Genomic DNA, 22,746 nt, shown 5'->3' with positions numbered 1-22,746 from the left:
GCCCAGCCCCAAAAGGGCTGGGCGACTTGCTGTTCGGCTGACCTCAGAGCAGTCCGAGCAACTCCAGGTCGGTGATGTACTTGACGATGACCGGCGCCGACACATGCGGGATGTCTTTGTCGGGGCCGATTTTCGCTTCCTGCACCGCCGCACGGAACACGTCGGTGGGTGCCATCGAGCCGTTGATCGGCTTTTCCGGCTTCTGGTAGTTGTGCAGCAGGGGCAGCAGCGAGTACTGACGCTGCCGATCCGGCAGGGCCCGCAGCGACGTCTCGAACCGCCGCAGCCACTCGGAGTAATCGGCGATGCGCTCGATCGAATACCCGGCCTCGATCAGCCAATCGATGTACTCGTCCAGCCCGATGCCGTCGTCGTACGGGTTCATCACGTGGTACGTCTGGAAGCCGGTGTCGCTGTCGGTGATTTGCGTCCCCAGCGTCGAGATCGCCGCGGCGATGAACTCGACCGGCAGGCCGTCGTAGTGCGACCGCTGCCGGTTGCCCTCGGCGTCGAGCTCGTAGAACGACCCGGGCGCGATACCGGTGGCGACCAGGCTCAGCATCAGCCGGGTGAACATGTCCGGCAGGTTGAGCTGCCCGGCGTAGGTGGTGTCGGCCAGGATCATGTCGCAGCGGAACACCGAGACGGGCAGGCCGCACAGGTCGTGCGCCTCGCGCAGCAGCACCTCGCCGGCCCACTTGCTGTTGCCGTAGCCGTTGGCGTAGCCGTCGTTGATCTCGCGGGTGGCGCTGATCTGCCGGATGTCGCCGTTCTCGACGAACTTGCCGGGTGGGATCTGGTCGCCCACGCCGATCGTCGACACGTACGTGTACGGCTTTTGCTTGGAGGTCAGCGCGATCCGGATCAGCTCCGCGGTACCCAGGGCGTTGGGCCCGAACAGCTCGCTGTACGGCAGCACGTGGTTGACCAGCGCGGCGGGGTCGACGATGACGTCGACCTCGTCGGCCAGTCGCTGCCAGGTCTGCTGGTCCAGGCCGAGGTTGGCCTCACCCTTGTCGCCCGCGATGACCTCCAGGTGGTCGGCGGCCAGCTGCTGGTAGTGCGCCAGCAGTTTGGGGTCGCCTTGAGGAGAGCCGACGCCGAAGGTCTTGTCCAGCCGGGCGCGGGCCTCTTCATCCGTGCGGGCCCGCACCAGGGCGATGACCTTGCCGTCGACCATGTCCATGCGCTCGAGCCAGTCCAGCGCCAGGTAGCGGCCCAAAAAGCCGGTCGCGCCGGTCAACAGCACCGTGCGCACCTCGGTGGCCGGCTTGGGCAGGCTCGGCGCGGCGGCCAGGGTCGCCTCGTCGAGGAACTTGTCCAGCGTGAGGTCACTGGCGTGCACCGTGGTCGCGCCGCGACCGTGCACGGCGGCGAACGTCGGCCGCTTGGAGCCCTGCCGCTCGGCCTCGATGTAGCTGGCGATGGCCGCGAGGTCGTTGGCCGGGCTGACGATGACACCCACCGGCACGTCGACATCGAAGATCTCGCGCAGCAGGTTGCCAAAGGTCAACGCCGACAACGAGTCTCCACCAAGATCGGTGAAGTGGGAATCTGCGGACAGATCCCCGGCCGCCGCACCCAGCAGGGCGGCCGCGGCCCGGCTCACGGTCTGGGCCACCGGCGCCGCCGCGCCGCTGCGGCGCAGTTCGGCCAACTCGTTGGCCTGCCCCGCGGCCAGGTCGGCATACATCTGCTCGAGCCGTTCCCCGTAGTGCGCCTTGAGCTTCGGCCACGCCAGCTTGCGGATCCCGGTCAGCAGACCGTTTTCCAGCGTGAACGGTGTGGTCTCGATGATGAAGTCGCGCGGCACCTCGTAGGACTGCAGGCCGGTCTCTTTGGCGACCTTCTGCAGCGAGTCGGCGATCTTCGGCTTGAGCGACTCAAGATCGTTGTCCGCCAACGCTTCCTCGGTCGGCACCACCACGGCCAGCAGGTAGGGCTGGGCGCTGTTGCCGTAGACGTAGATCTGGCGGATCAGCGGGCTGTTGCCGAACACCGCCTCCAGCTTGGCCAGGGTGACGAACTCGCCCTGCGCGAGCTTGAGCACGTTGTTGCGGCGGTCGACGTACACCAGCCGGTCCGGAGCGATCTCGGCGAACACGTCACCGGTGCGGTAGTAGCCGTCGTCGTCGAACACGTTGGCGGTGGTCTCGGCCCGCTTGTAGTAGCCGGGGAACATGTTCTCGGTGCGCAGCAACAGCTCACCGCGCGGATGCGGGCGGTCGGTGCTGAAGTAGCCCAGATCCGGAACGTCGACCAGCTTGTAGTCGATGACCGGCGGACGCTGAATCTCCCCGTCGAACAACACCATTCCGGCCTCGGTGGAGCCGTAGCCGTCCATCAGGTGCATCTGCAGCAGCGACTCGGCCCACGCCTTGAGCTCCGGCGAGGTGGGTGCCGAGCCCGTCATCGCGAAGATGAACCGCCCGCCCAGCAGGTACTGCCGCTGTTCGGCCATCACCTGCGCCTCGACGGCTTCGCGGTCTGCGCCGTCGGCCAGCCGCCGCTCGACCTGGCGCTGGAATTCGCCATACAGCGTCTCCCAGATGCGGGGGACGAAGTTCATCTCGGTGGGCCGCACCAACTCGAGGTCCTCGAGCAGGGTGGACAGGTCGCTGCGGGCGGCGAAGTACGCGGTGCCGCCATTGCCCAACGTGCCGTACAGGATTCCGCGCCCCATGACGTGGCTCATCGGCATGAAGTTGAGGGTGATCGACGCGGCGCTCTCCCCGAACCAGTTCTTGCTGCCGCGCCGCCACATCTTGCCGACGTTGCTCTGCGGGTACATCGCGCCCTTGGGGGCGCCGGTGCTGCCGGAGGTGTAGATCAGCAGGGCCAGCGAGTCCTCGTCGGTCTCCTGCTCGGCGACGGGCGCCAGGCCCTTGCCGCGCGCCAGCACGTCGGCGAGCGCCTCGACGGCGACGCCGGTGTCGGCCAACCGGGCGGCGGCGCTCTCCACGGCCTCGCGCTGGTCGTCGACCTGGGGCTGGTAGTCGAACACGACGAGCCTGCCGGGCGCGTGGTCGCCGGCCAGGATCAGCTCCACGGCGTCGGCCAGCTGGTTGACGCTCGAGGCGATCAGGCTGGGCTCGGTCTCGGCGACGATCGGCTGCAGCGACGAGATCGCCGCGCTGGTCTGCAGCGGCACCGACACGGCCCCGATGGTGCCCAGCGCGATGTCGATGGTGGCGTAGTCAACGCTGTTGAAGCCGAGCACGCAGACGCGGTCGCCGGGGCGCACCGAGTCGCCGGCCCAGGCGCGGCCGAGGGCCGAAACCCGTTCGCCGAGTTCGCCGTACGTGATGGTCTCGAAGCGGGGGAGCAGCTCGGCCGAGGTCCGTCCGGTCTTGGCGTCGGTCACGAACTCCACGACGCGCTGCCCCAGTGCGGGCCGGGCGGCGTAGCCGTCGAGCACGGTCCGGATGATCTGCGGCAGCCGCAGCCCGGGCCGCTCGGTGGCGGCGGTGATCGCCGGGTCCGGCCGGGCGGCGGCGAACTGGGGGTCGGTGGCGATGAGTTCCTCGATGCGACGGTCGAGTTGTTCGTCATGAATGGCAGTCGACATAAACAGATCCCTTGCGAATGAAAGTTAGCGAGTCAATATGCGCTGTCCGCGCTGACACATAGAACGTTAGCTAAAGTAACGGTATTCCACCATGATGCGGCCTTGGGCGTGCATGTGAGATTGCCCACGGGGGCCGGGGTCCTACAGGTCGCGCAACAACCCGCTCAAGATCTCGATGCCCTCGGTCAGCAGCTCGTCGCCGATGGTCAGCGGCGGCAGCAACCGGATGATGTTGCCGAACATGCCGCAGGTCAAGACGATGACGCCGGCCGCCTGGGCGGCGACGGTCAGCTTCTGGGTCAATTCCTTGTCCGGCTCGGCGGTGCCCGACTTCACCAATTCGATCGCGATCATGGCGCCCCGGCCGCGGACGTCGCCGATCCGGTCGTCGCCGGCCTGCAGCCGCAGCAGCGGTTCGGTGATCAGGCGTTCCAGCTGCCGGGCCCGTTCGACCAGCCCGTCGCTCTCGATCGTCTCGATCGTGGCCAGCGCGGCCGCGCAGGCCAGGGGGTTTCCGCCGAACGTGCCGCCCAGGCCGCCGACGTGCGGTGCGTCCATGATCTGGGCCCGGCCGGTAATCGCCGACAGCGGCAGCCCGTCGGCGATGGCCTTGGCGGTGCAGATCAGATCGGGCTCGATGCCCTCGTGCTCGCAGGCGAACATGGCGCCCGACCGCGCGAAACCGGTCTGCACCTCGTCGGCGATGAACACCACGTCGTTCCGGCGGCACCACTCCAGCAGAGCGGGCAGGAATCCCTCGGCCGGGACGATGAACCCGCCTTCGCCCTGGATCGGCTCGATGATGAGCGCGGCCAGGTTGTCGGCGCCGATCTGGCTGTCGATGACCCTGATGGCCCGCGCGGCGGCCTTCTCCCCGTCGGTGGCCAGCTCCTTGTCGATCAGGCCGTCCCGATACGGGTAGGACAGCGGCGCCCGGTAGACCTCCGGCGCGAACGGGCCGAAGCCGGCCTTGTAGGGCATGGACTTGGCGGTCAGCGCCATCGTCAGGTTGGTGCGGCCGTGGTAGGCGTGGTTGAACGCCACCACCGCGGACTTGCGGGTGTAGGCGCGCGCCACCTTGACGGCGTTCTCGACGGCCTCGGCGCCGGAGTTGAACAGCACCGAGCGCTTCTCGCCGGAGCCCGGCGTGATCCGGTTGAGCGTCTCGGCGACGGCGACGTACGACTCGTAGGGCGTCACCATGAAGCAGGTGTGGGTGAACTCGGCGACCTGCGCGCGCACCGCGTCGACCACCCGGGGCGCCGAGTTGCCGATGGTCGTCACCGCGATGCCGGAACCGAGGTCGATGAGCCGGTTGCCGTCGACGTCCTCGATGATGCCGCCACCGGCGCGCGCCACGAAGACCGGGACGGAGACGTTGACCGCGTGCGACACCGCCGCCGCCCGGCGCTTGCTCAGTTCGAGCGAGACCGGGCCGGGGATCTCGGTGACCAGTTGGCGAGTCTGCTCAAGGCTGGCCACCACGTACTCCTCCCCGCGGCGCGCGTGTCACGCCGCGTTGAAAGCCTATCGAGCTTGCCGCCGGCGGGCACTCGTTGCACCGCGGCGGTCGGTGACGGGCCGCGGCCTGCCAGACTGGACGGGCACACTGGACCGTGACGAGGTGCGCGGCGCCCGATTCGGACCGGCACCTTTTCCTTGCATTCCCTCGAAACCCCTCGAGAATCACGAAGAAAGACGGGCGCGCCCATGGAGAGTTTGATCCTGTTTTTGCCGTTCCTGCTCATCATGGGCGGGTTCATGTACTTCGCCTCGCGGCGCCAGAAGCGCGCGATGCAGGCCACCATCGACCTACACGAGTCATTGAGCCCGGGCGACCGGGTGCACACCACCTCGGGCCTGCAGGCCACCGTCGTCGCGATCACCGACGACACCGTCGACCTCGAGATCGCCCCCGGCGTGGTGACCACCTGGATGAAGCTGGCGATCCGCGACCGGGTCCTGCCCGACGACGACGAGGATCTGGTCGACGGGGACGACTCCGCCGACGAGGGCTCGGTCGCCAAGGATTCCTGACGCCCAATACTTCGGGGGAGGACCGCTTGCGCGACGGGCTCCTCGGGGCCACGTAGGCTTTTCTAGGCTCTGTCCGGGGTAACTAACCGATTCTCGAGGAGATAGAAGGAACGTGGCATCGTCTTCGGCGCCGGTGCACCCTGCCCGCTACCTGTCGGTCTTCTTGTTGTTGCTCGTCGGCGTCTACCTGCTGGTGTTCCTCACCGGCGACAAGCGGGCCGCGCCCAAGCTCGGGATCGACCTGCAGGGCGGCACCCGCGTCACGCTGACCGCGCGCACCCCGGACGGTTCGCGCCCCAGCCGCGAGGCGCTGGCGCAGGCGCAGCAGATCATCGGCGCCCGGGTCAACGGACTCGGCGTCTCCGGGTCGGAGGTCGTCGTCGACGGCGACAACCTGATCATCACGGTCCCCGGGACAGACGGCAACGAGGCCCGCAACCTGGGCCAGACGGCCCGGCTGTACATCCGTCCGGTGCTCAACTCGATGCCGGCCCAAAGCGCCGAGCCCAAGCCCGCGCCGCGCCAGCCGGCCCCCGGCCAGCCGGCGCCGGGCGGCCAACCGGCACCCGGTCAGCCCGCGCCCGGGGAACCGGAGCAACCGGCTCCACCCCCTGCGGGACAGCCCGCGCCGGGCAGCAAGCCGGGCGCTCAGCCCCGGCCCTACCCGCAGGACCCGCCGCCGTCGCCCAGCCCCGCGCCTCCCGCGCCCGCCCCGGGCGCCCCGGCGCCCGCTCCGGCCCCGGCCGGGGAGGCGCCCCCGCCCGCCGAGGCGCCCGCGCCACCGGATCCGCGCAAGGACCTCGCCGACCGCATCGCCGATGAGAAGAAGTGGCGCCAGAGCACCCGGCAGGGCATTCAGTTCCTGGCGCTGCAGTTCCAGGCGACGCGCTGCGACAAAGAAGACATCCTGGCCGGCAACGACGACCCCGCCCAGCCATTGATCACCTGCTCGACCGATCACAAGGTGGCCTACCTGCTGGGCCCGTCGATCATCAGCGGTGACCAGATCCAGGACGCCACCTCGAGCCAGAACCAGCGCGGGATCGGCTACGTCGTCGACCTTCAGTTCAAGTCCGCCGCGGCGAACACCTGGGCGGACTTCACCGCCGCCCATATCGGCACCCAGACCGCGTTCACGCTGGACTCACAGGTCGTCAGCGCCCCGATGATCCAGGAAGCCATCCCCGGCGGCCGCACCCAGATCAGCGGTGGCGACCCGCCGTTCACCGCGGCAACCGCCAAGCAGCTGGCCAACGTCCTGAAATACGGTTCGCTGCCGCTGTCGTTCGAAGCCTCGGAGGCCCAAACCGTCTCGGCGACACTGGGTTTGACCTCGCTGCGCGCGGGGCTGATCGCCGGCGCGATCGGGCTGGTCCTGGTGCTGCTGTACTCGCTGCTCTACTACCGGGTGCTGGGACTGCTCACGGCGCTGTCGCTGGGCGCTTCGGGCGCAATGGTTTTCGCGATCCTGGTGATTCTGGGCCGTCAGATCAACTACACCCTCGACCTGGCGGGCATCGCGGGTCTGATCATCGGTATCGGTACCACCGCCGACTCGTTCGTCGTATTCTTCGAACGCATCAAAGACGAGATCCGCGAAGGGCGTTCGTTCCGGTCGGCGGTGCCCCGAGGCTGGTCGCGGGCGCGTAAGACGATCGTCTCCGGTAACGCGGTCACCTTCCTGGCCGCCGCGGTGCTGTACGCGCTGGCGATCGGTCAGGTGAAGGGCTTCGCATTCACGTTGGGCCTCACCACGATCCTCGACCTGGTGGTGGTGTTCCTGGTGACCTGGCCGCTGGTCTACCTGGCCTCCAAGTCACCGACGTTGGCGAAACCCGCATACAACGGCTTGGGCGCCATTCAGCAGGTCGCCCGCGAACGCCGGGGTTCGTCGCAGGTCAAGACGGGACGGGGATAGCGTGATGGCCTCCAAAGACGCGACCGAGATCACCGAAACCTCGGAGGGCACAACCGAATTGACCGACAGCACCGCCGGCACGGCCGGGGCGCCGCACCACAGCTTCCTGTCGCGCCTCTACACCGGCACCGGTGCGTTCGAGGTGGTCGGACGGCGGCGGTTGTGGTTCGGCATCAGCGGCGCGATCGTCGCGATCGCGCTCCTGTCCATCGTGTTGCGGGGCTTCAGCTTCGGCATCGACTTCAACGGCGGTACGACGGTGTCGATGCCCGCCAACGGGGCGAACGGCGTGGTGCGCACCTCCCAAGTCCAGGAGGTGTTCCACAAGACCCTCGGCAACGACGCGGAATCGGTCGTCGTCGTCGGCAACGGCGCCGCAGCGACCGTGCAGATTCGCTCCGAGACGCTGTCCAACGACCAGACGACCAAGCTGCGCAACGCGCTGTTCGACGCGTTCGGGCCCAAAGGCCCCGACGGCAAACCCAGCAAGCAGGCCATCAGCGACTCGGCGGTCTCCGAGACCTGGGGCGACCAGATCACCATGAAGGCGCTGTTCGCCCTCGTGGTGTTCCTGGCGCTGGTCGGCGTGTACATCACGGTCCGCTACGAGCGGTACATGACACTGGCCGCGATCGCGGCGATGTTCTTCGACCTGGCCGTGACGGCCGGCGTGTACTCGCTGGTGGGTTTCGAGGTCACCCCGGCCACCGTCATCGGCCTGCTGACGATCCTCGGTTTCTCCCTCTACGACACCGTCATCGTGTTCGACAAGGTCGAGGAGAACACCCACGGCTTCCAGCACAAACCCAAGCGCACCTTCGCCGAAGAGGCCAACCTGGCGATCAACCAGACGTTCATGCGCTCCATCAACACCAGCCTCATCGGGGTGCTGCCGGTGCTGGCGCTGATGGTGGTGGCGGTGTGGCTGCTGGGCGTCGGCACCCTGAAGGACCTGGCGCTGGTGCAGCTGATCGGCATCATCGTCGGCACCTACTCCTCGATCTTCTTCGCCACGCCGCTGCTGGTCAGCATGCGCGAACGCACCGAGCTGGTGCGCACCCACACCCGCCGCGTCCTGCGTCGGCGGGCCGGCGGGTCGCGCGCGGGCGCCGAGAACGCCCCGGACGTGAACGACGCCGACGAGACCGCCGAGGACGCCAAAGCGACCGCCGGCGAATCGGCGTCGAAGCCGACCCAGCCGTCCAAGCCCGCGCCGAGCAAGCCCGCGCCGGGTGCCCGTCCCGTGCGGCCGACCGGGACCCGCCGTCCCACCGGCAAGCGGAACGTCGGCCGGCGGTAGACGCGATGGCCACCAGGTACCGGGGAACTGGGGCCGATCGTGGCGTGCTAACCGGCCGGCGGAGCATCGCGCTGTGGATCAGCGCCGGGCTGGCGGTGGTGCTGGCCGCGGCTTTCGTGGTGACCGCGTGCGCCGGTAGCGCCGCCTCCGAGGTCGATTACGTGGTCGACGGCCCGCTGAGCACCTACAACACCAACACCGTCGTCGGCGCCGCCTCGGCCGGAGCGCAGGCTTTCGCCCGCACGCTCACCGGGTTCAGCTACCACGGCCCGGGCGGGCAGATCGTCGCCGACCGCGACTTCGGCACGGTGTCGGTGGTCGGCGGCACGCCGCTGGTGCTGGACTATCAGATCGCCGACAACGCCGTCTACTCCGACGGCAAGCCGTTGACCTGTGACGACATCGTGCTCGCGTGGGCGGCCCAGTCCGGCCGCTTCCCGGAATTCACTGCGGCCACCCAGGGCGGTTATATCGACATCGCCAACGTCGAGTGCATCCCCGGGCAAAAGAAGGCGCGGGTGTCGTTCGTCCCGGACCGCGGCGTCGTCGACTACAACGAGCTGTTCACCGCGACCTCGCTGATGCCGTCGCACGTCATCGCCGACCAGCTCAACGTCGACGTGACCGCGGCGCTGCTCAGCCACAACGCGCCGCTGGTGCAACAGATCGCGAAGCTGTGGAACACCACCTGGGACCTCAAACCGGGTGTCGACCTCAAGCGCTTCCCGTCGTCGGGGCCCTACAAAATCGGATCCATCTTGGAGGGCGGGGCGGTGGTGCTCGTCGCCAACGACCGGTGGTGGGGGCCCAGGGCCGTCACCAAGCGGATCACGGTGTGGCCGCAGGGGCCCGACATCCAGGACCGGGTCAACAACCGCACCGTCGACGTCGTCGACGTCGCCGCGGGTTCCTCGGGAACGCTGGCCACGCCGGACAACTACGAGCGCTCCGATGCGCCGTCGGACGGCATCGAGCAGCTGATCTTCGCGCCGCAGGGCCCGCTGTCGGCGCCCAAGGCGCGCCGGGCCGTCGCGCTGTGCACGCCGCGCGACGCGCTGGCCCACGACGCGGGGACACCGATCGCCAATTCACGCCTGAGCCCGGCCCGCGATGACGCCGTCACCGCCGCCGACGGGGCCGCCGAGGCCGGCCCGTTCGGCAAGGCGGATCCGGTCGCCGCGCGCAACGCACTGGGCGGTGCGCCGCTGGCGGTGCGGATCGGCTACCAGGGGCCCAACGCGCGGCTCGCGGTCAATGTCGGCGTCGTCACCAAATCGTGCGCCGCGGCCGGGATCACGGTCACCGGCGTCACCCTGGACACCTCGGGCCCGCAGGCGCTGAGGGACGGCAAGATCGACGCGCTGCTGGCCAGCACGGGCGGCGCCACCGGCAGCGGTTCGACAGGCTCCTCGGCGCTGGACGCCTACGCCCTGCACACCGGCAACGGCAACAACCTGTCCGGATACACCAATCCGCAGGTCGACAGCGCGATCGGGGCGCTGGCGGTGTCGGCCGACGCCGCCGAGCGGGTCCGGCTGCTGGCCGAAACCGCGCCCATACTGTGGGGCGACATGCCCACCCTGCCCCTGTACCGGCAGCAGCGCACGTTGCTGATGTCGAAGAAGATGTACGCGGTGAGCAACAATCCGACCCGGTGGGGCGTGGGCTGGAACATGGACCGATGGGCCCTGGTGCAGTGAGGTTGCCGTGACGAATGTCGGCGGGCGGACGCCCGTGGCGGAGCTCATCGCGTCGCTGACGCGCAAGGTGGCTGACTTCCCCAAGCCGGGGATCCAGTTCAAGGACCTCACCCCGGTGTTCGCCGATGCGACGGCGATGACGGCGATCACCGGTGCGGTGGCCGAGCTCGCGTCGGGCGCCGATCTGGTGGCCGGCATCGAGGCCCGGGGATTTCTGGTGGCCGCGGCCGTCGCCGACCGGCTGCACACGGGCGTGCTGGCCATCCGCAAGGCCGGGAAACTGCCGCCGCCGGTGCACGCCGAGCGGTACGACCTGGAATACGGCACCGCGACGTTGGAGATCCCCGGCGAGGGCATCGACCTGCGCGGACGCGACATCGTGATCGTCGACGACGTGCTGGCCACCGGCGGCACCCTGGCCGCCTCGGCCCGGCTGCTCGGGCGCGCCGGGGCGAACGTGGTGGCGGCGGTGGTGCTGTTCGAACTCGGCGGGCTGGGCGGCCGGGATGCCGTCGCGCCATTGCCGGTGCACAGCCTGACTTGCGAGTAGCGCTCGCCGCCCGGCGACGATGCGCGCCGCGACGGGGGTTCCTCCCAGCCGCGGAGCGGCGCGAGAAGGAGCCGGGCTGTTGATTCGGGAGGACGTATCCTCGAATTCGGAGGTGACCACACGTGGCGGATGACAACAGCGCGGCGCAAGCGCTCGACGCGCCCACCAACGTCACGGAGTCGCCAGCCATCACGCAGCCGATGGAGGCCCCGGAGCCGCCGACGGAATCCCTGAAGACGTCCAGCAGCGCGTCGCGGCGGGTCCGGGCGCGGCTGGCCCGGCGGATGACCGCGCAGCGCAGCACGCTCAACCCGGTGCTCGAACCGCTGGTGGCGGTGCACCGGGAGATCTACCCGAAGGCGAACGTGTCGCTGCTGCAGCGCGCCTTCGAGGTCGCCGACCAGCGTCACGCCACCCAGCTGCGGCACTCCGGCGACCCTTACATCACCCACCCGCTGGCCGTGGCCACCATCCTGGCCGAATTGGGCATGGACACCACCACTTTGGTGGCCGCCCTGTTGCACGACACGGTCGAGGACACCGGCTACACCCTGGACGCCTTGAGCGAGGAGTTCGGGGAAGAGGTGGGCCATCTCGTCGACGGCGTGACGAAGTTGGATCGGGTGGTGCTGGGCAGCGCCGCCGAGGGCGAGACGATCCGCAAGATGATCACCGCGATGGCGCGCGATCCCCGCGTGTTGGTGATCAAGGTCGCCGACCGGCTGCACAACATGCGCACCATGCGGTTCCTGCCGCCGGAGAAGCAGGCCCGCAAGGCCCGCGAGACGTTGGAAGTCATTGCGCCCCTGGCGCATCGGCTGGGTATGGCCAGCGTCAAGTGGGAATTGGAAGACCTGTCGTTCGCGATCCTGCATCCCAAGAAGTACGAGGAGATCGTTCGTCTGGTCGCGGGGCGCGCGCCGTCGCGGGACACCTACCTGGCGAAGGTCCGCGCCGAGATCGTCAGCACGTTGGGCGCGTCGAAGATCAAGGCGACGGTGGAGGGCCGCCCCAAGCACTACTGGTCGATCTACCAGAAGATGATCGTCAAGGGTCGAGACTTCGACGACATCCACGACCTGGTCGGCATCCGCATCCTGTGCGACGAGATCCGGGACTGCTATGCCGCTGTGGGCGTGGTGCATTCGCTGTGGCAGCCGATGGCCGGCCGGTTCAAGGATTACATCGCCCAGCCCCGGTACGGCGTCTACCAGTCGCTGCACACCACGGTCGTCGGGCCCGAGGGCAAGCCGCTGGAGGTGCAGATCCGCACCCGCGACATGCACCGCACCGCCGAATACGGCATCGCCGCGCACTGGCGCTACAAGGAGGCCAAGGGCCGCAACGGTGTTCCGCATCCGCACGCCGCCGCCGAGATCGACGACATGGCGTGGATGCGCCAGCTGCTCGACTGGCAACGGGAGGCCGCCGACCCCGGCGAATTCCTCGAGTCGTTGCGGTATGACCTTGCGGTACAAGAGATTTTCGTCTTCACCCCCAAGGGCGACGTCATCACCCTGCCGACCGGCTCGACGCCGGTGGACTTCGCCTACGCCGTGCACACCGAGGTGGGGCACCGCTGCATCGGCGCCCGGGTCAACGGGCGCCTGGTGGCGCTGGAACGCAAGCTCGAAAACGGCGAAGTCGTCGAGGTTTTCACCTCGAAGGCGGCCAACGCGGGGCCGTCGCGGGACTGGCAGCAGTTCGTGGTGTCACCGCGCGCCAAGGCCAAGATCCGGCAGTGGTTCGCCAAGGAGCGCCGCGAGGAGGCGCTGGAGGCCGGCAAGGACGCCATGGCCCGCGAGGTGCGTCGCGGCGGACTTCCGTTGCAGCGCTTGGTCAATGGCGAAACCCTGTCCGCGGTGGCGCGCGAGCTGCACTACCTCGACGTGTCCGCCCTCTACACCGCGATCGGTGAGGGGCACGTGTCGGCTCGGCACGTCGTGCAGCGGCTGCTGGCCGAAATCGGCGGCATCGACCAGGCCGAAGAGGACCTCGCCGAACGGTCCACCCCCACGACCATGCTGCGGCGCCCCCGCAGCAGCGACGACGTCGGGGTGTCGGTCCCCGGCGCGCCGGGCGTGCTGACCAAGCTGGCGAAGTGCTGCACGCCGGTGCCCGGCGACCAGATCATGGGGTTCGTCACCCGCGGCGGCGGTGTCAGCGTGCACCGCACCGACTGCACCAACGCCGCCTCGCTGCAGCAGCAGTCCGAGCGCATCATCGAGGTGCATTGGGCGCCGTCACCGTCGTCGGTGTTCCTGGTGGCCATTCAGGTCGAGGCGCTCGACCGGCACCGCTTGCTGTCGGACGTCACGCGCGTGTTGGCCGACGAGAAGGTCAACATCCTGTCCGCGTCGGTGACCACGTCCGGTGATCGAGTTGCCATCAGCCGGTTCACCTTTGAGATGGGTGACCCCAAGCACCTCGGCCATCTCCTCAACGTGGTGCGCAACGTCGAGGGCGTCTACGACGTCTACCGCGTGACGTCCGCGGCCTGAGCTCTTCCGGTCCTAGATGGGATTCAGTCGAGCAGCACCGAGGTGATGGTGACCTCGCTGGCGGGTGCCCCGTCCTCGCCGCCGCCGGCGACGCCGGCCTTGGCGATCTTGTCCAGGGTGGCCAGCCCGTCGGGCTGGATGGTGCCGAACACGGTGTACTGCGGCGGCAGCTGGGAGTCCTTGTACACCATGAAGAATTGGCTGCCGTTGGTGCCGGGCCCGGCGTTGGCCATGGCCAGGGTGCCGCGCGGGTAGAGGACGGGCTGCTGCGCCTTGGGGTCATTCGGCGGGTACTGGTCGGTCGGGTACTCGTTGGCGAATTGGTAGCCCGGGCCGCCGGTGCCCTCGCCCTTGGGGTCGCCGCACTGCAAGACGCCCAGCCCCGGCGAGGTCGTCAGCCGGTGGCACTTGGTGTTGTCGAAGTACTTCTGGCCGACCAGGCTCGCGAAACTGTTGACCGTGCAAGGTGATTCGTTGTTGGCCAGCATCAGGCCGATGTGGCCCTGGTTGGTCACCATGCTCACGCTCACCTGCGCCGGATCGGTCGGCACCTTGCCGGTCCGCGGCGGCTTGACCTGCTTGGCCGCCGGCTCGGGCGATGCGGGGTACTGACAGTTGGCGCCCACCTCGGCCGACGGCTTGAACGCCGGCAACGGCGGGGCGGACGGCGCCGGCCCGGCGGGCGTCGTGGACTCCGGCGAACTGCTGCTGGTGGTCGTCGACGCCGCGGTGTTGCTCTTGTGTTCGTGCTTGGTGTTGACGATCGTCAGGACCACCGCCACGACCACGGCGACGGCCACGATCGAGCCGGCAGCGATCAGCACGATCCGGCGCGTCTTGGCTTGCTTCGCGCGCCGCTCCAGCTGGCGTTCGAGCTTGCGCTTGGCGTTGGCACGTCGTTGTTCGTTGGTCGGCACGGCCGCTATGCCTCCATGCTTGGTGAAGTCGGAGCCTCTGAAACCCGTGAGGTGGCCAGCTCAGGCTAATGTGGGCGCCGCGACTCGTGTCAAGTGGGCCCCATGGGAAAATGGGAACCGTGTTGATCACCGGATTTCCCGCCGGCATGTTGCAGTGCAACTGCTACGTGCTGGCCGAGCGGCGGGGAACGGACGCCGTCATCGTGGATCCGGGTCAGCGGGCGATGGCCCCGCTGCGGCGCATCCTGGACGAGAACCGGCTGACGCCCGCCGCCGTGCTGCTGACCCACGGGCACATCGACCACATGTGGTCGGCGCAGAAGGTCTCCGATACCTACGGTTGCCCGACCTACATCCATCCCGAGGACAGGTTCATGCTCAAAGACCCGATCTACGGCCTGGGCCCGCGCCTGGCGCAGCTGGTGGCGGGCGCGTTCTGGCGGGAGCCCAAGCAGGTCGTCGAGCTCGACCGCGACGGCGACAAGCTCGACCTGGGCAGCGTGACGGTCAACGTCGACCACACCCCCGGGCACACCCGCGGATCGGTGGTGTTCCGAGTGACGGGGGACAAGGATGTCGTGTTCACCGGTGACACCCTGTTCGAGCGTTCGGTGGGGCGCACCGACCTGTTCGGCGGCAGCGGCCGCGACTTGCTGACCTCGATCGTCGACAAGCTCCTGGTGCTCGACGACGCGACGGTGGTGCTGCCCGGGCACGGCAGCTCCACCACCATCGGCGCCGAGCGGCGCCTCAACCCCTTCCTCGAAGGCCTGTAGCCCGTGGCGGAATTTTCAGCGCCCAAGGGCGTGCCCGACTACGTCCCGCCGGACTCGGCGCAGTTCGTGGCGGTGCGCGACGGACTGCTCGGCGCCGCCCGCCGCGCCGGTTACGGCGATATCGAGCTGCCCATTTTCGAGGACACCGCCCTGTTCGCCCGCGGCGTCGGCGAATCCACCGACGTGGTGTCCAAGGAGATGTACACGTTCGCCGACCGCGGCGACCGCTCGGTGACGCTGCGGCCCGAGGGGACCGCCGGCGTGGTGCGCGCGGTCATCGAACACGGCCTGGACCGCGGCGCGTTGCCGGTCAAACTCTGTTATGCGGGACCGTTTTTCCGCTACGAACGCCCGCAGGCCGGCCGTTATCGCCAGCTGCAACAGGTCGGCGTGGAGGCGATCGGCGTGGACGATCCGGCCCTCGACGCCGAGGTCATCGCCGTCGCCGACGCGGGATTCCGTTCGCTCGGGCTCGACGGGTTCCGGCTCGAGATCACCTCGCTGGGAGACGACAGCTGCCGACCGGCGTATCGAGAACTGTTGCAGGAGTTCCTGTTTGGCCTCCCGCTTGACGAGGAGACGCGCCGGCGCGCCGAGATCAACCCGTTGCGGGTGCTCGACGACAAACGCCCGCAGGTGAAAGCCATGACGGCCGATGCGCCGGTGCTGCTCGATCACCTGTCCGATGCGGCCAAGCAGCACTTCGACACTGTGCTGGCACACCTGGATGCGCTCTCGGTGCCCTACGTCATCAACCCGCGCATGGTGCGCGGGCTGGACTACTACACCAAGACCACCTTCGAGTTCGTGCACGACGGGCTGGGCGCGCAATCCGGCATCGGGGGCGGCGGCCGTTACGACGGCCTGATGCGCGAGCTCGGCGGACAAGACCTGTCCGGCATCGGGTTTGGGCTCGGCGTGGACCGGACGCTGTTGGCGCTGCGGGCCGAGGGCAAGAGCGTGGGGTCGGCGGCGCGCTGCGAGGTCTTCGGCGTGCCGTTGAGCGAGCAGGCCAAGCTGCGGTTGGCGGTGGTGGCCGGTCAGCTGCGTGCCGCCGGGGTGCGCGTCGACCTGGCCTACGGCGACCGCGGGCTCAAGGGCGCGATGCGCGCGGCCGACCGGTCGGGCGCCCGGGTCGCCCTGGTGCTGGGCGACCGCGATATCGAGGCCGGCACCGTCGGGGTGAAGGACCTCGGGACGGGGGAGCAGTCAGCCGTCGCTTCGGAGTCCGTTGTCGCCGACGTGCTTGCGCGACTGGGTCGGTAGCCCGTTTCGGGGCTCGACGGCCGCGCCTGATTTTGTCGGACCCGCGTGGCATACTCGAACACATGTTCGATGAGGCGCGGCTCCGGCGGGGTGAGGTGATCGCCGAGTTTGATGAGCTGATCGAGCGGTGTTATCCGTCGTCGACCCGGGAGTCGGCGGCGCTGCTGGAGTGGATCGGTGTGGCGGGGCGGGTGGAGAATCGGGCGGCCGCGGCGCAGTTGGTGGCGATCGGGGAGTTGTTTGCCTATCGGCTCTCGCGCTGTGCGGAGACCGAGGGCTGGGCGGTGGATACCGAGGCGGCGGTGGCCGCGGAGGTGGGCGCGCAGTTGCGGATCGGCCAGGGCCTGGCGGCGAGTCGGGTGCGTTATGCGCGGGTGATGCGGGAGCGGTTGCCGAAGGTGGGGGCGGTGTTTGCCGCCGGGGATATCGATTACCGGATGTTTCAGACGATCGTGTTCCGCACCGATCTGATCACCGACCCCGAGGTGCTGGGGGCGGTGGACGCGGCGTTGGCGGGCTGTGTGGGTCGGTGGCCGTCGTTGAGTCAGGGCCGGCTGGCCGCGGCGGTCGACAAGGTGGTCGCGCGTGCGGACGTCGATGCGGTGCGCCGGCGCCAGGAGCGTGCGGCCGGCCGCGAGGTGTGGATGGCCGACATGGGCGACGGGCTGGCGCATGTGGAAGCCACCCTGTACGCCGCGGACGCCCATGCCCTGGACAAACGGTTGGATGGGTTGGCGGCCACGGTGTGTGTACATGACCCGCGCACCCGTGAGCAGCGCCGTGCTGATGCGTTGGGGGCGTTGGCCGCCGACGCCGATCGGTTGGGGTGTCGCTGCGGTCGCCCGGATTGCGCGGCCGGGGGACGGGCCGCGGGCCCGGTGGTGATCCATGTGATCGGCGAGCAGGCCACCCTGGCCGGCACCGGCGCAACCCAGGGGTGCGAGGTGGGTGGCGAGGGATTGATCCCATCCGAGGTGGTTGCGGAGTTGGCGGCCTCGGCCCGGCTGGTGCCGCTGACCCATCCCGGCGACGCCGCCCCGGAGCCGGGGTATGTGCCCTCGAAGGCGTTGGCCGATTTCGTGCGGTGTCGGGATCTGACCTGTCGCTGGCCCGGCTGTGATCGCCCGGCCACCGCCTGCGATGTGGACCATACGATCCCGTACGCCGAAGGCGGTCCCACCCACGCGTCGAAGCTGAGATAATGTTAAACTACCCTCATGTCACGCCGGAAAGCCACTGCTCAGCGAGTTGGTGTTCAGTCGGCCGCGGTCTACGCACGTATCTCTGCTGACGTTGAGGGCGCCGGGTTAGGGGTGGCGCGCCAGTTGGAGGATTGCCGCAAGCTGGCCGCCGATCGCGGCTGGCCAGTCGGTGATGAGTACGTCGATAATGATGTGTCGGCCTTCTCTGGTAAACCGCGCCGCGAGTACGCACGGATGCTGGCCGATCTGGAGTCGGGTGCGCGCGATGCGGTGCTCGTCTACAACTTGGATCGGTTGCATCGCCGCCCGGTGGAGCTGGAAGAGTTCGTCGCGTTGTGTGAATCGGTAGGAGTGCGCGACGTGGCCACCGTGACCGCCGATATCGATCTGGGCAATGATGACGGGTTGTTCATGGCCCGGATTTTCGCCGCGTTCGCCGCCAAAGAGTCCGGACGCAAATCCGCACGCATCCGCCGCAAGATGTTGCAGAACGCCGAACAAGGACGCCCGCACGGCTCGGTGCGCCCGTTCGGGTACGAACCCGACAAGATCACCGTGCGCAGCGAGGAGGCTGCCGTGGTGCGTGAGATGGTGGACCGGTATCTGGCGGGGGCCTCGATCCGCTCATTGACCATGTGGCTCAACGATTCCGGGATCGCGCCTGCGGCATCGAAATCGTGGCGGACCTCGGCGGTGCGCCAAATCCTATGCTCGGGTCGCGTGGCGGGACTGCGCGAGCATCACGGCCAGGTGATCGGTGAGGCCGCGTGGCCAGCGATCATCAGCCCCATGCAGCGCGATCAGGTGTTAGCCCGCATGACCGCGCGGGCGCTGACCAAGACCCGCGCCCCGCGCACCTACCTGCTGTCGGGATTGCTGCGCTGCGGCCGGTGCGGCAACCGGTTGTATTCCCAAGCCCGCCATGTCAATCCCGAGAACCGGGTGCGCCGCTATGTGTGTCTGAGCGGCCCGGATCAGGGCGGCTGCGGCCGCTTGACGGTCGTGGCTCAACCCGTCGAGGACCTTCTCACGGACGCGGTGCTGACCCGGTTGGACTCTCCGGCACTGGCCGATGCACTAGTGGGGAAATCCAGCGTGGATGCCAATGTCGCAGAGTTGTCGGTTCAGCTCGACGCCGACACCGCCCGTTTGGATGAGCTGGCCGCGCTGTATGCGGACGGTGCCGTGACCGCGCGGGAGTGGATCGCCGCCCGTGACCCCATCACCGCCCGCATCGCCCAAACGCGTAAAGCGATCGCCGCGGCCACCGACACCGCAGACGTCAACGAACTCGCGGGCACCGGACACCTGCTCCGCGAGCAATGGGACAGCTTGGACATCGACCGCCAACAAGCGGTCATCAAGTCCGTGCTCGGTCACGCCGTGATCGCCCCGGGTACTCCCGGCGCACGCAGCCTCGACATCAACCGCGTCCATCCGCATTGGCGCATCTAGGTCAATCCGGTGACGAAGAGTCGGTCGCTGCCGGTTGGCTTTATCAGGGTGGGGAAGCCCATTACTTCGGTGAGGTTGAGCGCCTGGTCCGTTTCGAGTACTTCGAACCCGCACCGTTCGTAAAACGTTGGCAGGGCGGGCCGGTCAGCATGGAACTCACCGTAAAGGACGAGATATCCCGACTGGCGCGCAATGTCGGTCCCTACCCTGACTAGCCGCGATCCGATGCCCGTGCCGTGCACGGTTGGATCGACCGCTAGGACACCTAGTTTTGCGACGTGAAATAAGAACGCGGCATTCTGGCCATTGAATTGCGGTCCTCGTTGCAGCAGCGCTGGGGGCGGCCCGAGAAGCAACAGCCCCACTGTTTTTGCACCGCTTCGCGCCGACAGGACCAGAGTTCGCGCGCAGAGGCTGTCGAACATGTTGGCGTACTGGTTGATTGATCGCGCGTGCTTAATCCCCCCTCGTAGTGCGTGACTTAAGACGCCCGACTCCTTTGCCTCAGCGAGGTCTTCGCCCAGCGCACTGCCGGGCCCAATTCCAGCAAGTATTTGCCACCGTTCCAGGTCCTCAATTTCCGCGATACTGGCGTCCTGGATGCCGATCTTCTTCCTCGCCACCGATGTCACCTTTCCTTTGCGTCAAGCATGCTGGGAGTGATCGCCCGTGCCGCTTCGGCTTTGGCTGCGGATGCTAGCGGTTGCCTCCGACATGTCCGCCAAACGCATTTCGTTGAGCAGTCGCGACACGAATGCTGGTGAGCGGCCTCAGCTATCCTTGGCGCTACAGCCTGAGCGCCGCCGCGGCTGTCGGGGTGTCCACCTCGGTGACGCACCCGATGGTGGGTGTGCTTTCGTTCCCCGGCGCACCGCCACCGTGTGCCTGGGTCTGCTGAGCGGTCAAGGCCTAGCTCCGGTCGGTCGAACCACTGTTCGAACTCGGACAGCCCGCCTGCCCCATTGGAGCGGACAGTAGACGAATCGGTCAGCGCACGGAATCTGGCCTAATACAACCCTTTCCCTGGCCACAAGCGCATCCCGTTTCTGGACCTTGCGCGGGCAGTCTTCTTGAGTCTTGGCGCGCTGCATGACACCGGTATGAGGTCTACTGGTTCTCCTGAAATGGATCTTCCGGTGACCGGAGTGAAAAACTGAAGTGCCCCATAGCTTCATTGAACGCCGGCCTTGATTTGCCGGGGATTGACTATCGGGCTGTCGCCATCGTGTTTACGCTAGCCGAAGGTGGCTCCAGTTCACGACTGCAGCAAGGTGTTTGGGATTGATTCCGAGGCGTTTCGCAACGTCCTGCGTGCCTCCGTGGACCTCAACGAGGCGCTGAAATAGTGTTCCTGTCGCAGGTTTGAATTCGCCGGGCTCGGTTCGGCGCCACTTCGACATCTGGATTTGTAGGGCACGGTAGCGAGCATCGTCGATGTAGTCGAGTTCGTGTGCGCGGTAGATGATCGCGGCCACTGACATGCCCCATGAACTCTTCAACTGAATGAAGTCGGCCAACTTGGGCTTATCGATCATCGCGGCGTCGAAATCTGCACGCGGAAACAGCAGTGCACCTGCAAACTGATTCGCTTCGCTTTCCACGGAATCGTGACGACGATCGTGAAATATCAAGTGGCCGCATTCGTGTCCCAAACTGAACCGGAACCTATCGCCCGGAACTGCGGGATTGAGACCGATGACCGGTACACCATTCACCCACGCGGACAAGCCGTCTAGCCCGGGAAGGCTAGGAATCGGCACAAGACAGATCCCCGCGCGTTCGACGAGCGCGGTCAGATTGCGGATGGGCCCCGATTCCTCCTGGCCCAGCACAGCACGGATGTCGCCGGCCAGTTCCTCGATTTCATCGGGGCCGGCCCCTGGCCCATGTCGGTGCAGGAGAATATCGGGGGCCTTCGGCGTGACGTTAAGCAACTCGCCGAAGACTTCGCCGGCCAACCGGAGAAGCTCCTTGGCCCGCTTCTTTGCCGCAACCGATGTCGACGCTCGGGCCCGATGAATGGGTTCGGACATGTCAGGCAAGCTCAGTCGATCATTGCGGTAACCCAGGGCCGCGAGATCGCCTCCGAAGCTTCGGCGACCGCTTTCGATCGCTGACACCATTGGTACCGACAGGCCGAGAATCTCTGCGAGGTCGCCCTGGTTGAGCCCTTCGATGTCGCGGAATGCTCGCAGCCTGTTCACAGGCCGTCTGCCTCCCCGAAGTCCAAATCCTCGCCGAGGTCATCGAACGGATCGTTCTCGCCTTGGTCAAATTTCAAGTCGCCGCCACCGTCTGGCGGCGAATCGGCCGCGAAGGGCCAGAATCCAACGTGGTCCAATTCTCCTGCGGGTACCAGTCGCTGCCGATTGACCATCCGCTTGGTTGCACAGGCCCACAGTCGCATGCCGCCCCGTTCGAAGGTGTAGGCGAGCAGCTTGGGGTGTCCGCTACGATTCTGGCGCGGTGGTTCGAACAAGACAAGTTGTTCGGCCCCGGAAAGGGCTTCCTCAATGTCGATCGCGGCCTTGCTGCGGATCAGGTAGGAATCTCGCGTGCTCATGTCGGTGACTTGCACGCGTCCCGATTCCATGTATTCCTGGTGCAGCGCGAATTGATCCGACTGAGCAATCTGCGCCTGGGCGATTGAGCGGAATCGATGCGACTTATCCATCCGGGTGGGCGGTGAACCCCATTCCGCGGTGAAGGTCCGCGCATCGGCGGCCGCACCGACGTATGCCGCTAATAGGATCTGGGCGAAAGCATCGACCTCGTGCCGCTCTAGCTGCATGCTGTACATACTACATTGCTTGTAGAAATTTTACTGCGAATGTTGCATCGTGTCGGTGACGCGCCAGCGGCTCCATCCACCGTCAGGTGGAGTTACCGCTACTTCGCTCGGCCGGGAGACGGGCAGCGATTCGGTATGAACTTTAATCCGCTTGCATACCATCGAGTTCAACGGAGAGATCCCAGTTCGGCTGGCGTGGGTGCTCACCATTTGACGAGTTCTGGGTGGGTTGCCCATATTTGGGGTAGCGACAGTTCCCCGAAGGGGGTGACCGCGAACGGCATGGTGACCCTCGTATTGCCTGTGCCGGGATCGAAGTGTGGCGACACGATTTCCAGGCTGGAGCCGCGTCGTTGCGGTGCGGCGTACAGGGTGAACTCGTAGCCGTCATAGGAGCGGCCGACGAGCGTGTAGCCGTCTCCGACCGGGGGTAGTCCCAGGGTGGCGGTCCATCCCCACATCCGCCACAGTTGTTGCAGCCGCTCACATACCGTTGAGGCGTCCCATTCTCCGCCGGGGTAGAACACATATCCCACGGTGAAGCCCAGGTTGTTACCGTGCGTTGTCGGTTGGGCGTGGTCCATCCATTGTGACCATTCCGTGCCCACACGCGCGCGGGGTAGGTGCAGGAACACCCGCTGTTGGTCGGGCAGGTCGCGCAGTGTGTCCGCCATATATTTGATCAATTCTTCTCGAATCACCCGCCCGCTGTCGGGCGGCACGCCGTCACCATTGTGTGTCCCAATGTCCACCTCGACCTCGTTT

At 67.4% G+C, this 22,746-nt stretch carries 16 protein-coding genes and 1 pseudogene; 10 read left to right on the top strand and 7 right to left on the bottom strand.

The features are described from left to right. Positions 1-43 precede the first annotated feature (43 nt). Together car and gabT are read right to left on the bottom strand one after the other, a co-directional pair. A complete protein-coding gene (car, locus tag AC0KS4_RS15600; protein ID WP_238956322.1) occupies positions 44-3,568 on the bottom strand; it encodes a carboxylic acid reductase in 3,525 nt (1,174 codons plus the stop codon). Positions 3,569-3,709: 141 nt separating this feature from the next. Beyond that, positions 3,710-5,050: a 4-aminobutyrate--2-oxoglutarate transaminase gene (gabT, locus tag AC0KS4_RS15595; RefSeq protein WP_238956321.1), complete on the bottom strand. Its 1,341-nt coding sequence runs from the start codon at positions 5,048-5,050 to the stop codon at positions 3,710-3,712. Positions 5,051-5,278: 228 nt separating this feature from the next. Here gabT and yajC point away from each other — a divergent pair, with 228 nt between their 5' ends. From yajC to AC0KS4_RS15565, 6 genes are all read left to right on the top strand, one after another. Next, a complete protein-coding gene (yajC, locus tag AC0KS4_RS15590) occupies positions 5,279-5,605 on the top strand; it encodes a preprotein translocase subunit YajC (protein ID WP_238956320.1) in 327 nt (108 codons plus the stop codon). Positions 5,606-5,717: 112 nt separating this feature from the next. Beyond that, positions 5,718-7,523, top strand: coding sequence for a protein translocase subunit SecD (gene secD / locus AC0KS4_RS15585; protein WP_238956319.1), 1,806 nt, complete (start codon positions 5,718-5,720; stop codon positions 7,521-7,523). Between the two features lie 4 nt (positions 7,524-7,527). Beyond that, on the top strand, positions 7,528-8,823 hold the full coding sequence (secF, locus tag AC0KS4_RS15580) for a protein translocase subunit SecF (protein ID WP_238956318.1): 1,296 nt from the start codon (positions 7,528-7,530) through the stop codon (positions 8,821-8,823). Between the two features lie 5 nt (positions 8,824-8,828). After that, a complete protein-coding gene (locus AC0KS4_RS15575) occupies positions 8,829-10,523 on the top strand; it encodes an ABC transporter substrate-binding protein (RefSeq protein WP_238956317.1) in 1,695 nt (564 codons plus the stop codon). Positions 10,524-10,530: 7 nt separating this feature from the next. Then, on the top strand, positions 10,531-11,073 hold the full coding sequence (locus tag AC0KS4_RS15570) for an adenine phosphoribosyltransferase (RefSeq protein ID WP_238956316.1): 543 nt from the start codon (positions 10,531-10,533) through the stop codon (positions 11,071-11,073). Positions 11,074-11,195: 122 nt separating this feature from the next. Further along, positions 11,196-13,574: a RelA/SpoT family protein gene (locus AC0KS4_RS15565; protein WP_225330504.1), complete on the top strand. Its 2,379-nt coding sequence runs from the start codon at positions 11,196-11,198 to the stop codon at positions 13,572-13,574. A gap of 23 nt (positions 13,575-13,597) precedes the next feature. Here the strand turns inward: AC0KS4_RS15565 and AC0KS4_RS15560 are convergent, their stop codons facing one another. Further along, the gene (locus tag AC0KS4_RS15560) at positions 13,598-14,491 is read right to left on the bottom strand and encodes a peptidylprolyl isomerase (RefSeq protein ID WP_238956315.1); all 894 of its coding nucleotides are present in this window, start codon (positions 14,489-14,491) and stop codon (positions 13,598-13,600) included. Positions 14,492-14,610: 119 nt separating this feature from the next. Here AC0KS4_RS15560 and AC0KS4_RS15555 point away from each other — a divergent pair, with 119 nt between their 5' ends. From AC0KS4_RS15555 to AC0KS4_RS15540, 4 genes and pseudogenes are all read left to right on the top strand, one after another. Further along, positions 14,611-15,267 carry an MBL fold metallo-hydrolase gene (locus tag AC0KS4_RS15555; RefSeq protein WP_238957324.1) on the top strand — a complete coding sequence of 219 codons (657 nt, stop codon included), beginning with the start codon at positions 14,611-14,613 and terminating at the stop codon, positions 15,265-15,267. A 3-nt stretch (positions 15,268-15,270) separates the two neighbouring features. Continuing rightward, the gene (hisS, locus tag AC0KS4_RS15550) at positions 15,271-16,533 is read left to right on the top strand and encodes a histidine--tRNA ligase (RefSeq protein ID WP_238956314.1); all 1,263 of its coding nucleotides are present in this window, start codon (positions 15,271-15,273) and stop codon (positions 16,531-16,533) included. 62 nt (positions 16,534-16,595) lie between these two features. Further along, positions 16,596-17,732: pseudogene (locus tag AC0KS4_RS15545) on the top strand (HNH endonuclease signature motif containing protein); the annotation flags it as partial. Between the two features lie 18 nt (positions 17,733-17,750). Then, the gene (locus AC0KS4_RS15540) at positions 17,751-19,190 is read left to right on the top strand and encodes a recombinase family protein (RefSeq protein ID WP_072501373.1); all 1,440 of its coding nucleotides are present in this window, start codon (positions 17,751-17,753) and stop codon (positions 19,188-19,190) included. Here the strand turns inward: AC0KS4_RS15540 and AC0KS4_RS15535 are convergent. The 4 genes from AC0KS4_RS15535 to AC0KS4_RS15520 all read right to left on the bottom strand — a co-directional run bounded on the left by AC0KS4_RS15535 (position 19,187) and on the right by AC0KS4_RS15520 (position 22,733). Beyond that, positions 19,187-19,813 (bottom strand): GNAT family N-acetyltransferase, encoded by a 627-nt coding sequence (locus AC0KS4_RS15535; protein WP_008260795.1) that lies wholly within the window; start codon positions 19,811-19,813, stop codon positions 19,187-19,189. The two genes, AC0KS4_RS15540 and AC0KS4_RS15535, sit on opposite strands and share 4 nt — an antisense overlap. Before the next feature lie 606 nt (positions 19,814-20,419). Beyond that, positions 20,420-21,394: an ImmA/IrrE family metallo-endopeptidase gene (locus AC0KS4_RS15530; RefSeq protein ID WP_008260794.1), complete on the bottom strand. Its 975-nt coding sequence runs from the start codon at positions 21,392-21,394 to the stop codon at positions 20,420-20,422. Then, entirely contained in the window at positions 21,391-21,981 is a 591-nt protein-coding gene (locus AC0KS4_RS15525; protein ID WP_225325531.1) for a hypothetical protein, read from the bottom strand. The genes AC0KS4_RS15530 and AC0KS4_RS15525 overlap by 4 nt, the downstream gene beginning before the upstream one ends. A 203-nt stretch (positions 21,982-22,184) precedes the next feature. Further along, complete coding sequence (locus AC0KS4_RS15520) at positions 22,185-22,733, bottom strand: hypothetical protein (RefSeq protein ID WP_008260789.1); 549 nt, start codon at positions 22,731-22,733, stop codon at positions 22,185-22,187. Positions 22,734-22,746 lie beyond the last annotated feature (13 nt).

This window comes from Mycobacterium sp. NTMscope_MAC_12 (assembly GCF_976985675.1).
This window is presented reverse-complemented; position numbering and strand designations above follow the sequence as displayed.

Coding starts and splice junctions, on each gene's coding strand:
- car (WP_238956322.1), bottom strand. CDS start 3,568: ATGTCGACTGCCATTCATGACGAACAACTCGACCGTCGCATCGAGGAA.
- yajC (WP_238956320.1), top strand. CDS start 5,279: ATGGAGAGTTTGATCCTGTTTTTGCCGTTCCTGCTCATCATGGGCGGG.
- secF (WP_238956318.1), top strand. CDS start 7,528: ATGGCCTCCAAAGACGCGACCGAGATCACCGAAACCTCGGAGGGCACA.
- AC0KS4_RS15575 (WP_238956317.1), top strand. CDS start 8,829: ATGGCCACCAGGTACCGGGGAACTGGGGCCGATCGTGGCGTGCTAACC.
- AC0KS4_RS15540 (WP_072501373.1), top strand. CDS start 17,751: ATGTCACGCCGGAAAGCCACTGCTCAGCGAGTTGGTGTTCAGTCGGCC.
- AC0KS4_RS15525 (WP_225325531.1), bottom strand. CDS start 21,981: ATGCAGCTAGAGCGGCACGAGGTCGATGCTTTCGCCCAGATCCTATTA.